This window comes from Algibacter amylolyticus (genome assembly GCF_014202225.1).
In the GTDB taxonomy this organism is placed as follows: domain Bacteria; phylum Bacteroidota; class Bacteroidia; order Flavobacteriales; family Flavobacteriaceae; genus Algibacter_B; species Algibacter_B amylolyticus.
Genome location: NZ_JACHGE010000001.1, coordinates 1,020,707 through 1,036,885, shown reverse-complemented (window position 1 = coordinate 1,036,885; position 16,179 = coordinate 1,020,707). Strand labels below are relative to the sequence as shown.

Genomic DNA, 16,179 nt, shown 5'->3' with positions numbered 1-16,179 from the left:
TATAAAACAAAAAATTCCGATTTGAATAATCAAATCGGAATCTTAATTGTTGTGGGCGCGAAGGGATTCGAACCCCTGACCCCTTGGGTGTAAACCAAGTGCTCTGAACCAACTGAGCTACGCGCCCGATCTTTAAAAAGCTATATGCCTTTGTTATCGGTGTGCAAATATAAACTAGTTTTTAACATTGCAAAAACTTTTTTTAAAAAATTTTTAAATTATTTCTGCAACAACAAAAGTACTGCCACCAACAAAAATAAAATCTTCTTTTTTTGCAGCTTTTAAAGCAAACTTATAAGCTTCATTAACAGAACCATAAGCTTCACCACTCAAACCATACTCCGCCATTCTCTGTTTTAAAACCTTTGCACTTAATCCGCGAGAAATATTTGGTTTACAAAAGTAATACCTTGCATTTTTTGGTAATAAATCTACAATTGTACTTAAATCTTTATCATTTACTACTCCAAAAACAATATGCAGAGTATTGAAAACTTCATTTTTAAGCTGATTCATAACATAAGTTAAACCTTCTTTATTATGACCAGTATCGCAAACTACCTTTGGACTCGTATTTAAAATTTGCCAACGCCCAAGTAATCCTGTATTATTAACAACACGAAGTAAGCCTTCTTTTAAATTTTTATTTGTTATTCGATACCCGATGCTTTGAAGTTCCTTTACAGATTGAATAACTGTTTTTATATTTTTTTCTTGATAACTTCCCATTAAATCAGATTTTAAAACCTCAACTTCTACCTGATCTGCAAATACAATTTTAGATTGTTGTTTTTGCGCTAAGTCTTTAAAAACCTGCTCTGTTTCTTGTTGTGTCTCGCCAATTACCACAGGAACATTTTTTTTAATAATACCACCTTTTTCAAAAGCGATAGCTTCTAAGGTATTTCCTAAAAATTGTGTATGATCTAAACCTATGTTTGTAATTACAGAAACTTCAGGTGTTATGACGTTAGTAGAATCTAATCGGCCTCCTAAACCAACCTCAACAATAGCAATATCTACATTTTCTTGCGAAAAATAATCGAATGCCATACCAACAGTCATTTCAAAAAAAGATAAGCTATTAGCCTCGAAAAACCCTTTATTTTGTTTTATAAAATCCACAACAAATTCCTCGCTAACTTCTTTACCATTTATTTTAATACGCTCTCTAAAATCCTTTAAATGCGGAGAGGTATACAAACCAACCTTATAGCCCGATTCTTGAAGAACAGATGCTAACATGTGGCTAGTAGAACCTTTTCCGTTAGTTCCGGCTACATGAACGGACTTAAACTTATCGTGTGGATTATTTAAATGATTTATTAGCAAAACCGTGTTGGACAAATCTACTTTATAAGCAGATACTCCTTGGCGTTGATACATTGGAAGTTGAGAAAACATCCAATTAAGTGTATCTTGATATGTCATGTACTTACTGGCTTAATTTGAAATTAACACTAACAAAACCAACTTGACGCGTTGGTGCTTTAGGATCTGATGGCCATTTATGAGACATGGCAATTTTTTTTGCTGGCTCTAATAAACATTGTGCTGTATTGGTTGTGCCTCTTTGCCCTGGTTCGGCAGATACAACATTACCACTTTGATTCACAATAATTTTAACTATTACCATCCCAGACTCATTACAATCTTGTTGCAATCTTTTAAAAGATGCTTTACCTCTACCATTTAATCCGTAACCTACGCCTCCACTTCCTGTACCTTGACCACCAAAGTAACTTGGTGCATAAGGATCGCCATCTAATTGACCTTTATCTCCTGGTTTATTATCATTTCCTTCACTTCCACTTTCGGAACCTTCAGATTTACTAACACCTCCAATTAGCGCATCTAGTTTTTTCTTTTTCTCCTCTTGTTCGCGCTTTTCCTTTGCTATTCTATCGGCTTCAGCTTTTGCTTTGGCATCCGCAACCGCTTTTGCTTTTGCTTCAGCCTTAGCTTTAGCATCTTCAATAGCTTTGGCCTTTGCATCAGCTTCTTTTTGCTTTTTAATAGCAATATCCTCTGCATTTTCTTGGGTAAGCACTTCTTCTTTAACTTCGGAAGTTTTTGCAGGAGCTGCAGGTTCTGGTTCTGCCTTAGAGACATCGGGTTGTGGCGGCTCTGGAATATCTAGAGGCTCTGATTTTACAGGTTTTAAAGGCTGTACATTACCCATACCTGTATTGGAATTACCAAAATTAACAGCTACACCGTACTCTTCTGGCGGATCCATATATTTTGTACCAACCACAAAAAGTAACAACACAATTATAATCGCTATTAAAGCGGTTAATTTGGCAGAATTCTTTTCATGTTTGGTATTAAGCATTCTATTTTATTTATGGTTTTACTGCCAATACAACTTTAAACTTATTTCTATTAGCAATATCCATTACTTTAACCACGTTTTTTACAGGAACAGACTCCTCTGCTCTAAGTACAATTGTTGGTTGGTCTTGAGATGACAAAGCTGCTAACAGCTCGTTCTCTAAAACACTTTCGCCAACACGTTTTTGGTCTATATAATAGGTTAAATCTTTTTTTATACTCACTGCAACAGATTTTTTGTTTTCTGTTTTACCACTTGCTTTTGGCAATAAAATATCGATAGCATTTGTGGTGACTAAAGTTGAAGCAATCATAAAAAAGATAAGTAATAGAAACACAATATCCGTCATGGACGACATATTGAATTCTGGTGTAACCTTATTTCTTCCTCTAAAGTTCATACTATGTAGGTTCGTTTAGGTGATCTAAAAACTCTAATGAATTAGCTTCCATTTGATATACCACTTTGTCTGTTTTAACTACTAGATGATTGTAAGCCATATAAGCCACAATACCTACTATTAAACCAGCAACAGTTGTTGTCATTGCAGTATACAATCCACTTGCAAGAACATCCATTTGAATGGTTCCTCCTGCATTGGCTAATTCGAATATGGCTAATATCATTCCTACTACGGTACCAAGAAACCCAATCATTGGGGCTGCACCAGAAATAGTTGCTAAAACACTAACGTTTTTTTCTAGACCGTAAATTTCTAAACGACCCGCATTTTCAAGCGCTGTATTAATATCGGCTAATGGTTTACCTATTCTAGTAATACCTTTACCAATTAATCGAGATACTGGGGTGTTTTGTTGCGCACATAGCATTTGTGCTGAATCTATTTTACCGTTACTAACGTGGTCCTTAATTTGATTCATGAAATTAGAATCGACTTGAGACGCTGCTTTTATAGCAAAAATACGTTCGAAGTAAATATAAATAGCAGCTATAAGCAATAGAAATAAAATGGCTATTATAAGTTGTCCTGCAAGACCACCACTGCTTATTAATTCTATTATTGATAGTGTTTTTTCAACAGGTTCGCCATCGGTAACAACTTCTGTAGCGTCTTGAGTATTTTGTAATAATGTACTTAGCATATAATATTAATTTATTGCAAATGTATAACGTTTGAATTCCTATTAAAGTATAAAGAAACTTTAAATATGAAACTTTACTAATTATTTAATAGTTGTTGGGTTTGCGCTAGGGATTGCAATGAAAAGCCCACAGCACCTCATTTTTTTTTGTGAGGTGCGAGGACTTGTAACCTTTCGACCTAGCTCAAGACAGGCTCTAAGCCCGACCCTTGTGGTAGCGCCCAAATATTTTTTATTCTAAAATAAAGTTCTAGTAAACATAAATGCTACAGCACCTACTATAAAACCAATAAATGCTAACCAAGCTATCTTTTTTAAGTACCAGAAAAAATCAATTTTTTCCATTCCCATAGCAACAACACCTGCTGCAGAACCTATAATTAACATACTTCCTCCTGTACCTGCGGAGTAGGCTATAAAGTGCCATAACTCATTATCTATTGGCTCATGGAACATACCTAAACTTGCCGCTACTAATGGCACGTTATCGATAACTGCAGAACCTACACCTAATAATAAAACCACTAAATCTGATACGCCTGTATGACCTTCCATGTGTAGCTCTGTACCTAACATAGGCATAGAATCTTGCAATGAACCTGCAAAATTGAATAGAATACCTAAAGACTCTAGCGCTGCTACAGCCATTAAAATACCTAAGAAGAATAATATACTTGGTAATTCGATTTTAGATAATGAATGGTGTACAGGGCTATGGTGTGCGTGCGCATCACTTTCTTCTGAATCAAACTCGGTTAAACTAAATTTAGAACTACTATAAATCTCTGCAAAAATAGCTACAACACCTAATGATAACATCATACCAACATAAGGAGGTAAATGTGTAATTACTTTAAATATTGGAACAAAAATAATAGCACCTAAACCTAAGTATAGCATTCTGCCACTAAATCTGGATTTCTTTTTTTCTACAACTTCTTCAACATCTAAATCGCCCTTAAACGCTGGTAAAAACGATGCGATAAATGTTGGTACTGCCATACATAAAAATGATGGTAATAATAAATAACCAATTAAATGCCCAGTGGTTACTTTTTTCCCAATCCAAAGCATAGTTGTAGTTACATCCCCTATTGGCGACCAAGCACCACCTGCATTTGCTGCGATTATAATTAATCCAGCATACCAAATACGAACGCTTCTGTCTTTTACTATTTTTTGTAGAATAGAAATTAATACAATAGTAGCCGTAAGGTTATCGATAATAGCTGATAAGATGAAGGCTAATATGGCAAAAATCCAAAGTATTTTACTTTTCTTCTTGGTTTTTATGAAGTCTTTAATAGTTGAGAAACCATCAAAATAATCGATAATCTCTACAATAGTCATTGCTCCTAAAAGAAAGACTAAAATCTCTGAAGTTTTACCTAAATGATGCAATAATGTTTCTTCCATTAAATGCATTTTATCATCGTGACCTAAACTTCCAAAACCTTCCATTAGGTTATGGTTTGCAGAATCGAACCACTGCGGAAAACTATCGATTCCTAAAGCAACTAATGCCCAACAAATAGCCATCATGACCAATGCCGGAATGAGTTTGTCGATTTTAATACTATGTTCTAACGTTATGGCTAAATAACCCATAACAAATACTAAGATAATTGCTGCTTCCATATATTACTGTTAATTAATTAGATTAGTTGATTTAGTGCTATTTGAAATGCGGTTGCACTAATTTCCGTTTTTGATGTATTACTATTATAAACTTTTTGTATTGCTTCTTTTATTCTGTTTGATGTATCGTTAAAAATAGCCTCGTCTGTCATTTGTACTTTTCGCTCCATAAAATAGGCAAAAACTCTTGCCATACCACAGTTTGAAATAAAATCTGGAATTAAACTCACTTTATAATCGGTGTGTTCCATAATAGGTCCAAAGAAAATCTCTTTATCTGCAAAAGGTACATTTGCGCCACAAGATATAACTTCTAATCCACTATCTATCATTTCGTCTATTTGATGAATTGTGATAAGTCTTGACGCTGCACAAGGTGCGAATATTTCGGTTTTTAACGACCATATTTCTTTATTAATTTCCTCAAAAGGAATTAAATTACTGGCAACCAAAGTGTTTCCTTTTTTTGCTAAAAACAATTCGTTTATTTCCTCGAATGTAAAACCTTCTTCATTTATTAATCCGCCTGCAATATCTATAATTCCAACAATTTTAGCACCCATTTGCGACAAATAAAATGCTGCTGCGGCTCCAACATTACCAAAACCTTGAATTACGGCTCGCTTTCCTTTTATTGATCCACCGTAAACATTATAGTATTGTTTAACTGCCACAGCCACACCAAAACCAGTAATCATATCAGCAACAGTATATTTTCTAGCTACACTAGGTGAATACATTGGGTTTTCAATAACTTTTATAACGCCTTGGCGCAATTGCCCTATTCTATTTATTTTATCAGCTTCAGTTGGTTTAAAATGTCCATTAAAAACACCTTCTTGCGGATGCCAAACCCCACTTGCCTCGGTAATAGGAATAACTTCGTGGATTTCGTCCACGTTTAAATCGCCACCTGTACCGTAATAACTTTTAAGTAAAGGCGAAACAACAGCATACCAACGCTCTAAAACTCCTTTTTTTCTAGGGTCGTTAGGATCAAAATTTATTCCCGATTTTGCGCCACCAATAGCCGGACCAGAAACCGTAAATTTGATTTCCATTGTTTTTGCTAAAGATAAAACCTCGTTCATATCTAGGCCTTTGCGCATTCGTGTTCCACCACCTGCTGCTCCACCGCGTAGTGAGTTTATAACTACCCAGCCTTCTGCTTCGGTTTCAGAATCTTTCCAATTAAAGATTATTTCTGGTGATTTATTTTCGTATTTTTTTAGTAATTTTTTCATTTATTTTTATTTAGCATATTCATATATACAGTTTTCTTGTTTAGAACCGGAAGTTGTATGTAGAGTAGCTATAATTGATTCATAAAAAAATGATTAAAAAAAATAATATAACAAATATAAAAAACTAAAAATCCTTTAAGATTAATTTTGTATTATTTTTAAGGAAGAAATATTTTGCCCGAACTATGGTTTTTCATAGCGCCAGTAACGCTGTTTAAACAATTCACTTCATTTCTAAGTTTTAGTATGCCTAAAAATGCAAAAATAAGCGCTTCTTTAAACTCTACTAATTCTGGTTCTGGTATTATAATATCGACTTGTTTATTCAGCTTTATTTTAGAAATAATGTAATCATTATAAGCACCGCCTCCGGTAACCAAAACTTTAGAATCTTTTTTTAACACCCAAGCAATTTGATGTGCAATATGATTGGAAAATGTTTTTAAAACATCCTTTTCCTCTAGCTTTGCAGCATCCAAAAGCGGGAAAATATTTTTATTAACCCACTCTAAACCTAAAGACTTTGGTGGTTTTGCTTTGTAAAATTCTAAAGCATTTAATAAGTTCCCTAAGGCTAACAATTCACTTCCAGAAGCTGCTATTTGGCCACCATCATCGTAATCGAAACCCAATTGTTTGGCATATTTATTAAGCACAATATTAACCGGACAAACATCGTAAGCAATACGCGCACCATCTAACTCCATCGATATATTAGCAAAACCACCTAAATTTAAACAGTAATCGTATTGCGAGAATAATAATTGATCTCCAATGGGTACCAAAGGTGCTCCTTGACCTCCAAGCTCTACATCTTGTACTCTAAAATCGCAAACTACAGTTTCTTTTAAAATATCTGCTAGAACAGGCAGATTACCAATTTGATAGGTTAATTTATGTTCTGGCTGATGTAAGGCTGTATGTCCATGCGAGCAAACAGCATCAATAGTACTTATTTGGTGTTTCGTTATAAAGTTTTGTATAACCACGCCTAAATACGCAGTATAATCAAGATCAATATTTTTTAATTCGTCTAAAGACTTACTAATTAAATCTTTCAATACTGTGTACCAATACGATGAATACGCTACCGTTTCAGCATTTAAAATTTTAAAATCCCAACCATCATTATAACTAAAAGTAGCATAAACCAAGTCTATACCATCTAATGATGTACCAGACATCACACCAATTACATTATATTCATCCTTTATCATAGAAGGTAAAAATAATCATCTTAAATAAATATATAAAAGAATAATCAGCCGAAATTGAGTTAATAATTTTCAAGTATTCATAATAAAAAAACTATATTTACAAACAATTTTTACAAAAACAACACTTTAATTACGAAATATGGATTTTAGTCTTTCAGAAGAACATATAATGATTCGCGATGCAGCTCGCGATTTTGCAAAAACAGAATTACTACCCGGAGTTATAGAACGCGACAACAAACAGGAATTCCCTCAAGAACTCGTTAAAAAAATGGGCGATTTAGGCTTTCTAGGTATTATGGTAGATCCAAAATACGGCGGTAGCGGAATGGACGCTATATCGTATGTTCTTATTATGGAAGAATTATCTAAAATAGACGCCTCGGCGTCTGTAATTGTTTCTGTAAATAACTCTTTAGTTTGTTACGGCTTAGAAGCCTACGGAAACGAAGAGCAAAAACAAAAATACTTAACAAAATTAGCAACCGGCGAGTTTGTTGGTGCCTTTTGTTTAAGCGAGCCCGAAGCAGGAAGCGACGCCACATCGCAACGCACAACCGCTATCGATAAAGGCGATCATTATATATTAAATGGCACAAAAAATTGGATAACAAACGGTGGTCGTGCCGATGTTTACTTGGTTATTGCACAAACCGATAGAGACAAAGGCTCCCACGGTATAAACGCTTTTATAGTAGAAAAAGGTACAAAAGGATTCGATATTGGTCCGAAAGAGGACAAGTTAGGAATTCGCGGCAGCGACACCCACACCCTTCAATTTAACGATGTAAAAGTGCCTAAAGAAAATAGAATTGGTGCCAACGGCTCAGGTTTCCGTTTCGCCATGAAAACACTTTCTGGAGGCCGAATTGGTATAGCAGCACAAGCCTTAGGCATTGCTTCTGGCGCCTACGAGTTAGCATTAAAATACTCTAAAGAGCGTAAAGCTTTTGGCACCGAAATTTGCAACCACCAAGCCATAGCCTTTAAATTAGCCGACATGTATACCGATATTGAAGCGGCACGCATGATGGTAATGAAAGCCGCTTGGGATAAAGACCAAGGTATTAATTACGATAAATCTAGCGCCATGGCAAAACTATACGCCTCAAAAGTCGCCATGGAACACACCGTAGAAGCCGTACAAATACATGGAGGCAACGGATTTGTAAAAGAATACCATGTAGAACGCCTTATGCGCGATGCTAAAATTACACAGATATACGAAGGCACTTCAGAAATTCAAAAAATAGTAATTTCACGAAGCCTAATAAAAGAGTAAACCCCTCAATAAACCAAAATCATTAAAATCGCCAAAGAATATAAATTATATTTTTTGGCGATTTTTGTTAAGTTACCCTAAATCTTCCGACTTAATAAATTAGATTTCTATCTTTAGGCAAAAAAATTTAATGAGCAAAACATATTACGACCCAGCAGACCTTAGGAAATTTGGAAAAATAACCGAATGGAATGAAGAATTAGGAAACAAATTTTTCGAATATTACGGTAAAGTTTTCGAAGACGGCGCACTTACCGCTCGCGAAAAATCGCTAATCGCATTAGCCGTAGCCCACACCGAGCAATGTCCGTATTGCATAGACGCTTACACCAAAGACGGCCTGCAACGCGGCGTTACCAAAGAAGAAATGATGGAGGCCATACACGTAGGCGCAGCCATAAAAAGTGGAGCAACCTTAGTACATGGTGTTCAAATGATGAATAAAGTAAACAAATTAGACGGGTAGATTATTTTTAGCGCTACCACAAGGGTCGGGCTTTCACTACTCGCTCCCTTCCGTTGGTCGGGGAGCTCAAACAAACCGTTCAATCCCTAGCGCACTAATCCGCATTTGGCAGTCATCAACCAGCAGTAATTTATTTATTTGCAATAGTTAGAATTTAAAAAAATTAATTGGAGACATAAAAATAATAGATAGTCAACACCCCAGTCAATTCACAGAATTGATTGCCAAGGCGCAGAATAGATTTTAAAAGCTCCGAGAACAGGAGAACGCAGTTCGACGCGGAGTTTTCAAACCGGTTTTCTTATCGATAATAATCGAGAAAAAAATTCCTCGCCTTGGTCTTGATCTTTTGGTTCGCTTTGTATCAAGACAAAATGAACATAAAATATTTAGTAAAAATTAACATGACAAAAGTAAAAACACAATCCCTACATAAACGCGAAAGCGACTTAGCAAATAGCAACAGGCAGTTGGATATTCTATCCAACGGTATATTTAAAAACGGAGAATTACCAACCTTTAAAGATAAAATTTCCGAGACTAGCCAATTTCCGCTTAAAGCGAAAAAACTAGAAATTCTGCAAATAAATGTAGGCTACATGTGTAATCAAGTTTGCGATCACTGTCATGTCGATGCAGGTCCAGACCGTAAAGAAATCATGACTCGCGATACCATGCGTGAGTGTTTAGAGGTTATAAAAAACACAGGTGCACACACCTTAGATTTAACAGGTGGAGCCCCAGAAATGAATCCAGATTTCCGTTGGTTTGTAGAAGAAGCAGCCAAAGCGGGCATTACAGATTTTATTGTCCGTTCCAACCTAACAATTATTCGTGCAAACAAAAAATATTACGATTTACCAGAGTTTTTTAAAAAGCACAATGTACATGTAGTTAGTTCTATGCCACACTGGACTCGCGGAAAAACAGATAAACAGCGTGGCGATGGTGTTTTCGATAAATCTATAAGAGCCTTACAAGATTTAAATGCCATTGGATATGGTATGCCAGACAGCAAACTCAAACTCGATTTAGTTTATAACCCTTCGGGGGCCTTTTTACCGGGCGACCAAGCTGCCATGGAAAAAGATTTCAAAAAAGCATTATTAGAAGATTTCGATATTAGATTCCACAATCTTTTTGCCATTACCAATTTACCAATTGCACGTTTTTTAGACTATTTAATAGCCTCAGAAAACTACGAAGACTACATGTATTCACTAGTTGAAGCCTATAATCCTTCGGCAGTAAAAAACGTTATGTGCACCAATACCCTATCCATAAGTTGGGATGGTTATTTATTCGATTGCGATTTTAATCAAATGTTAGGCTTACCTGTAAATAGTAAAGCCAAACACATTTCAGAATATAACGAAGAACTATTAGAAGGACGAAACATTGTAATTTCGCAACACTGCTACGGTTGTACTGCGGGTGCTGGTAGTAGCTGCCAAGGTGTAGTGGCATAATTTAAAAGAAAACAATTATAGTATTGAGTAACAAAACAGCCATATTAATTTTTGCAAATTCTGCCGAAAAGGAGATTGTTTCAAAATCTTTTTCGTCAAAGCAGTTGTTCGAGACTTTAAACGCTCAAACCATAAAAATTGCAAAAAAAACAGGCTTAGCATATTTTGTATACTCAGAACATGAACAAGTTGGATTTTCATTTGGAGAGCGATTTACAAACGCTATTCAATCGGTTTACAATAAAGGCTTCAATCAAGTTATTACCATAGGTAACGACACGCCGCATTTAACAGCAAAGCATCTTTTAAAAACCGTTGAAAAACTGGAAACAAATGCTATTGTTTTAGGTCCTTCAACCGATGGTGGTTTCTATTTAATGGGGCTTAATAAAGCATTTTTTAATAAAAATATATTCTTAAAACTACCTTGGCAAACTTCGGGTTTAAATAGAAGTATTTCTAAAATTTCAGCTTCAAAAAGCATCGCTATTTGCTATTTAGAGGTATTAACAGATATCGATACAGCATCAGATATCCAAATGGTTTTAAATAGTTTCAAAGCTATAGCAACAACCATAAAATCTATATTACTTCAATCGCTATTTGTTGTAAATCGTTTTTCTATTTATCAAAACTTAGCGTTTAAAGACTTCATATTACACTTTCAGTTTAATAAAGGATCACCGGTATTGCTTCACCTTTAGTATTTCTCCTTTACAATTTAAAAACTTTTAAAGGCAAAACAAATTACGTTTTCCCTAAACATTTAAAATGAAGCACATTATACAATGCTGTATGATGCTTGCCATAATTGGCAGTAGTCATGCACAAAAAACTATTACGGGTCGTGTAACCGACGCCTCAACCAATACCCCCATTGCTTTTGTAAATATTCAAAACGGCACAAATGGCACAATCACCAATGAAAATGGCGATTACCAAATAGATTTAGCCTTAAAAACCAACGCGCTAACATTTTCTTACTTAGGTTACAAAACGCAAACTATTACTATTATTAACCAAACCATAATAAATGTTGCACTACAAGAAGATGCGTCGGCCTTGGGGGAAATAGTTATAACCGCTTTAGGTTTAAATCGAGACTCTAAGGAGTTAGGTTATGCTGTACAAGCCATAAATTCTGAGAACTTAAACCAAGTAAAAACCGTTAATTTCTTAGACAACCTTCAAGGTAAATTAGCTGGAGTTACTGTTACTCAAGGCTCCACAGGTGTAGGTTCGTCCTCAAAAATAACTATTAGAGGCGAATCTTCATTTTCAAATAACAATCCACTTTTTGTGGTAGATGGAGTTCCCATTAACAACGAAACCGTTTTTAATTATACCAATGAGGCCGCAGCAGGTTTTCAAGAAATAGATTTTGGTAACGGAGCCATGGCTGTTAACCCAGACGATATCGAATCGGTTACCGTTTTAAAAGGCGCAAACGCCGCAGCACTTTATGGCACCAGAGCTTCAAATGGTGTTATAGTAATAAAAACCAAAGACGGAAGTGCTAAAAAAGGATTTAGCGTTAGTATAAATACAGCCATCACTATCGATTCTGCTTTTAAACTTCCTGAGTTTCAAAATGAATACGGCCAAGGGCAATCTGGACAGTTTGAATATGTAGACGGTTTAGGCGGAGGAACTAGCGATAACATTACCTACTCTTGGGGTCCACGATTAGATGTTGGCAATTTAATTCCGCAATTTGATAGCCCTGTACAACTTACCGACGGCAGTTTTGTAAGAGGTGGAGACACTGCATTATACAACGGTTTACCTATTACGACAACCCCTTTTAACTCCAACCCAAATAATTTAAAAGATTTTTACAGAACAGGAGTTACTACAACCAACAACGTAGCCATTTCAAATGGTTTTGAATCGGGAAATTACAGATTGTCATTCACCGATTTAAGAAGCGAATCCATTATTCCTGGTGTAAATTTAGATAGACAAACCATTGCGGCTAAACTTAATTTTAAACCTTCAAGCAAAACAGAGATAAACACATCTGTTAATTACGTGAACTCCAGTAGCGACAACAGACCATCAAATGGCTATGGTAGCGAAAATGTAAATTACTCGCTAGTGGCTTGGGGACCGCGTTCTTTAAATATTAATAATTTAAAAAATTATTGGCAACCTGGTCTTGAGGGCTTACAGCAATATTCGTTTAACTATACGTTTTTTGACAACCCGTATTTTATTCTTTTAGAAAACAGGAATGCTTTTAATCGCGACAGACTATTTGGAAACATCGCTTTAAAACAGGATGTAACCAATCATTTAAGTATATCGCTACGAACAGGAATGGATTACAGCAGCGAAACTCGAAAACTACAACGAAATTATAGTAGTAACCGATTTAAAAATGGTGCTTACGCAGAGCATGATGTTTTATACCGCGAAGTAAACACCGATGTTTTAATTAATTACCAAAATACATTTCAAAATGTTTCGGTAGATTTCTCTGTTGGTGGTAATCGTTTAAACCAAACAGCTTCAACAAAACAATCGCAAACCGTAAACTTAGCACAACCCGGTATTTTTAGTTTAAACAATGCCGCATCGCCTGTAGAAGTGTTTCAGTTTGAAAGCAAAAAACGCATCAATTCATTTTATGGCGTTGCAAAACTAGGCTATAAAGACTATTTATTTTTAGACGTAACGGGCAGAAACGATTGGTCTAGTGCTCTAGCAACACCTTTTTCGGTTAGCGGCACCTCGTTTGTCTACCCTTCGGCCTCGGCTAGTTTTATTATATCGAAAGTCACCAATTTATCAAAGGCGTTTTCTTTTGCAAAATTACGTGCTGGTATAGCACAAGTTGGAAACGATACGAGCGCCTACCAAACATCTGGAGCGTTTGTCTCGCAAACCACCTTTAATGGTGAAGCCACATTTAGCGACCAAAACTTTATCCCCAACACCAACTTAAAACCAGAGCAGACTACCAGTTACGAGTTTGGTGCCGATTTACGTTTTTTTAAAGACCGCTTAAATTTTGATATCACTTACTACAACGCAACTACTAAAGACCAAATTATATCGCTGCCTGTTGCCATAGCTTCTGGTTACAATCAACAAGTTATAAATGGTGGCGAGGTAAACACAAAAGGTGTAGAATTGGTATTAGGAATAACCCCAATTCAAAACAAAAACTTTAAATGGCATACCACTTTTAATTTTGCAAGTAACAGATCGACAATTACTAATTTACCTCAAAACGACGGACGATTAACCTTAGCGTTTAGCCGAATTTATGATAGCGCAAACCAAACGGTATGGTTTCAAGTTGAAGAAGGCGGACACATAGGAGATTTATATGGCACTGGTTATTTAAAAAACGAAAACAATGAATTTATTATTGATGATAATGGCCGGTTTATTGCTGATAATACTCTAAAGAAAATAGGGAATTACAACCCCGATTTCACCTTAGGATGGAACAATAATTTTAGCTACAATAACTGGCATTTAAATTTTCTTTTCGATTGGCGACAAGGCGGCGAAATAGTATCTAGAACACGGGCCTTAGGAAACGTTGGTGGCCAGTTGGCTGAAACGGCATATAGACCAGAAGAAGGTATAATTGCACAAGGTGTTAACCAAACTACGGGACTCCCAAATACAGTTGCAGTAACCGCAGAGAGTTACTACCGCCAGTTTTACGACAGAAACCATGAAGAAAACAATGTGTACGATGCTTCTTTTTTAAAGCTTCGACAGTTTGCTATTGGCTATAATTTCAAATTAAACGATGGCTTTTTAGGATTAAAAAACGGTGCCGATTTAAGTTTTTCTATAACCGGAAACAATCTTTTTGCCATTACCGAAAACCCGCATTTTGATCCCGAACAAATCGCTGTACAAGGCAATGGGTTTGTTAGCGGTGTTGAGGATTTAAGTTATGCCACATCACGAAGTTTTGGCTTTAAAGCAGGTATAAATTTTTAAAGAATAAACATGAAAAACTATATATACATCTTAACAATCTTAACACTTTTTACTGCATTTAGCTGTACAAAAGACTTCGAGACTATAAATACAAACCCTAATGCACCGGTAGCCGTACAACCTAGTTTGTTACTCAGACAGGTCATTTATAGTTTTGGTGAAGAAATGAGTTATGAAGGCTTTGTGGCTGGCGATTTACTAGCACAACATCGCACGGCTTTAGATTTTAATTTATTTGATAGACATGCTTTAAAATCACCGCAACTTGGTGGAAATCCATGGCCTATATTTTACACCAACTTGCGCGATAACGAGATTATTTTAAAGCAATCGCAAACCTCTGAAGCTTTTAAAGTATATGAAGGTCCTGCTTTAATTTTAAAAGCATACCTCACAGAAAACTTAACGGATTTATATGGAGACGTTCCGTATTTTGAAGCCTTTAACGGTGTAAGCGGCACAGTAACTCCAAAATACGATTCGCAAGAATCTATATACCTTAACCAAGGTGGCATTTTAGATAATCTAGACCAAGGTATTTTAGCTATTACCAAATACAATGACGTTATAGCTTTGGAAGGCGACATTTTATTTAATGGCGATTTACAAGCATGGATTCGCTTTGCCAATGCACTAAAAATTAAAAGCTTGCTTAGAATTTCTAATAAAATAGATGTTTCAGAAGATTTACAAGCACTGTTTGATGCAGACAATTACATAAAAACAAACGCTCAAAATGCCGTTTTCGACTTTACAAATTCAGACCCAAATAGTTTTAGATTAGCGCAATTACGAATTGGCGACTTTAACAATTTCGTGCTTTCTGAAACTATGGAAGACATTCTTGTTAACTTGGAAGACCCAAGAATAAGCACCTTTTTCAAACCTTTTTCTAATGCCACATCCAATGCATTTAATGGCTTACTAAATGGTATTGATGCCACATCAACATCTGTAACACTAGCTGATTATTCATTGGCAGGCAGCATATTTAGAGAAGACACCTCAACCTTAGACGCGAATTTTATAACCGCTTGGGAAGTCCATTTTGCTCTAGCCGAAGCGGCAGAAAAGAATTTAATTACAGCCAATTCAGAGCAACTTTACAACAAAGGTGTTGCCTTAGCTTTCGAATATTGGAATACAGCATTACCAACCAACTACTTAACAAGCAATGCCGCTTATAATGCACCAAACACAACACCGTTAGAGCAAATAATAACACAAAAATGGATTGCAAATATTATTAATGGTTACGAAGGCTGGACGGAATACAGACGCACTGGATTCCCTGCTCTAAAACCTATTGCGGCAAGTTTAAACAACAATTTAATTCCGGTAAGAATGCCATACCCCGAAGAGGAAGCCACGTTAAATACCGAAAATTATAATGAAGCCGCAAATGCAACAAATAACAACAGTATAAATAGTCCCGTATGGTGGAATAAATAAAATAACA

General features: G+C 35.8%; 13 protein-coding genes and 1 tRNA gene. 6 read left to right on the top strand and 8 right to left on the bottom strand.

Annotated features, from left to right (window positions below):
* Positions 1–52 precede the first annotated feature (52 nt).
* The 8 genes from HNQ90_RS04435 to HNQ90_RS04400 form a co-directional block, all read right to left on the bottom strand.
* Positions 53–127, bottom strand: a tRNA-Val gene (locus tag HNQ90_RS04435).
* A gap of 86 nt (positions 128–213) precedes the next feature.
* Positions 214–1,431, bottom strand: coding sequence for a bifunctional folylpolyglutamate synthase/dihydrofolate synthase (locus HNQ90_RS04430; protein WP_144115444.1), 1,218 nt, complete (start codon positions 1,429–1,431; stop codon positions 214–216).
* A gap of 4 nt (positions 1,432–1,435) precedes the next feature.
* Positions 1,436–2,335, bottom strand: coding sequence for an energy transducer TonB (locus HNQ90_RS04425; RefSeq protein WP_144115443.1), 900 nt, complete (start codon positions 2,333–2,335; stop codon positions 1,436–1,438).
* A 10-nt stretch (positions 2,336–2,345) separates the two neighbouring features.
* Positions 2,346–2,735 (bottom strand): ExbD/TolR family protein, encoded by a 390-nt coding sequence (locus HNQ90_RS04420; protein ID WP_144115442.1) that lies wholly within the window; start codon positions 2,733–2,735, stop codon positions 2,346–2,348.
* A 1-nt stretch (position 2,736) separates the two neighbouring features.
* Positions 2,737–3,438, bottom strand: coding sequence for a MotA/TolQ/ExbB proton channel family protein (locus HNQ90_RS04415; RefSeq protein ID WP_144115441.1), 702 nt, complete (start codon positions 3,436–3,438; stop codon positions 2,737–2,739).
* 237 nt (positions 3,439–3,675) lie between these two features.
* Entirely contained in the window at positions 3,676–5,076 is a 1,401-nt protein-coding gene (gene nhaD, locus HNQ90_RS04410; RefSeq protein WP_144115440.1) for a sodium:proton antiporter NhaD, read from the bottom strand.
* A 17-nt stretch (positions 5,077–5,093) separates the two neighbouring features.
* Positions 5,094–6,320 carry a Glu/Leu/Phe/Val dehydrogenase dimerization domain-containing protein gene (locus HNQ90_RS04405; protein ID WP_144115439.1) on the bottom strand — a complete coding sequence of 409 codons (1,227 nt, stop codon included), beginning with the start codon at positions 6,318–6,320 and terminating at the stop codon, positions 5,094–5,096.
* Positions 6,321–6,478: 158 nt separating this feature from the next.
* A complete protein-coding gene (locus tag HNQ90_RS04400) occupies positions 6,479–7,537 on the bottom strand; it encodes an anhydro-N-acetylmuramic acid kinase (protein ID WP_144115438.1) in 1,059 nt (352 codons plus the stop codon).
* A gap of 139 nt (positions 7,538–7,676) precedes the next feature.
* Here HNQ90_RS04400 and HNQ90_RS04395 point away from each other — a divergent pair, with 139 nt between their 5' ends.
* From HNQ90_RS04395 to HNQ90_RS04370, 6 genes are all read left to right on the top strand, one after another.
* Positions 7,677–8,819, top strand: a complete 1,143-nt coding sequence (locus tag HNQ90_RS04395) for an acyl-CoA dehydrogenase (protein ID WP_144115437.1) — start codon at positions 7,677–7,679, stop codon at positions 8,817–8,819.
* Positions 8,820–8,949: 130 nt separating this feature from the next.
* A complete protein-coding gene (locus HNQ90_RS04390) occupies positions 8,950–9,285 on the top strand; it encodes an arsenosugar biosynthesis-associated peroxidase-like protein (protein ID WP_092847926.1) in 336 nt (111 codons plus the stop codon).
* 404 nt (positions 9,286–9,689) lie between these two features.
* Positions 9,690–10,754: an arsenosugar biosynthesis radical SAM (seleno)protein ArsS gene (arsS, locus tag HNQ90_RS04385; protein ID WP_144115436.1), complete on the top strand. Its 1,065-nt coding sequence runs from the start codon at positions 9,690–9,692 to the stop codon at positions 10,752–10,754.
* A gap of 23 nt (positions 10,755–10,777) precedes the next feature.
* Positions 10,778–11,458 carry a DUF2064 domain-containing protein gene (locus HNQ90_RS04380; RefSeq protein WP_221279724.1) on the top strand — a complete coding sequence of 227 codons (681 nt, stop codon included), beginning with the start codon at positions 10,778–10,780 and terminating at the stop codon, positions 11,456–11,458.
* Between the two features lie 67 nt (positions 11,459–11,525).
* Positions 11,526–14,720: a SusC/RagA family TonB-linked outer membrane protein gene (locus tag HNQ90_RS04375; protein WP_144115434.1), complete on the top strand. Its 3,195-nt coding sequence runs from the start codon at positions 11,526–11,528 to the stop codon at positions 14,718–14,720.
* Between the two features lie 9 nt (positions 14,721–14,729).
* On the top strand, positions 14,730–16,172 hold the full coding sequence (locus tag HNQ90_RS04370; RefSeq protein WP_144115433.1) for a SusD/RagB family nutrient-binding outer membrane lipoprotein: 1,443 nt from the start codon (positions 14,730–14,732) through the stop codon (positions 16,170–16,172).
* Positions 16,173–16,179: the final 7 nt, after the last annotated feature.

Bases quoted from the DNA above. Each gene is read 5' to 3' on its own strand.
- HNQ90_RS04430 (WP_144115444.1), bottom strand. From the start codon at position 1,431: ATGACATATCAAGATACACTTAATTGGATGTTTTCTCAACTTCCAATG.
- HNQ90_RS04425 (WP_144115443.1), bottom strand. From the start codon at position 2,335: ATGCTTAATACCAAACATGAAAAGAATTCTGCCAAATTAACCGCTTTA.
- HNQ90_RS04420 (WP_144115442.1), bottom strand. From the start codon at position 2,735: ATGAACTTTAGAGGAAGAAATAAGGTTACACCAGAATTCAATATGTCG.
- HNQ90_RS04415 (WP_144115441.1), bottom strand. From the start codon at position 3,438: ATGCTAAGTACATTATTACAAAATACTCAAGACGCTACAGAAGTTGTT.
- nhaD (WP_144115440.1), bottom strand. From the start codon at position 5,076: ATGGAAGCAGCAATTATCTTAGTATTTGTTATGGGTTATTTAGCCATA.
- HNQ90_RS04405 (WP_144115439.1), bottom strand. From the start codon at position 6,320: ATGAAAAAATTACTAAAAAAATACGAAAATAAATCACCAGAAATAATC.
- HNQ90_RS04400 (WP_144115438.1), bottom strand. From the start codon at position 7,537: ATGATAAAGGATGAATATAATGTAATTGGTGTGATGTCTGGTACATCA.
- HNQ90_RS04395 (WP_144115437.1), top strand. From the start codon at position 7,677: ATGGATTTTAGTCTTTCAGAAGAACATATAATGATTCGCGATGCAGCT.
- HNQ90_RS04390 (WP_092847926.1), top strand. From the start codon at position 8,950: ATGAGCAAAACATATTACGACCCAGCAGACCTTAGGAAATTTGGAAAA.
- arsS (WP_144115436.1), top strand. From the start codon at position 9,690: ATGACAAAAGTAAAAACACAATCCCTACATAAACGCGAAAGCGACTTA.
- HNQ90_RS04375 (WP_144115434.1), top strand. From the start codon at position 11,526: ATGAAGCACATTATACAATGCTGTATGATGCTTGCCATAATTGGCAGT.
- HNQ90_RS04370 (WP_144115433.1), top strand. From the start codon at position 14,730: ATGAAAAACTATATATACATCTTAACAATCTTAACACTTTTTACTGCA.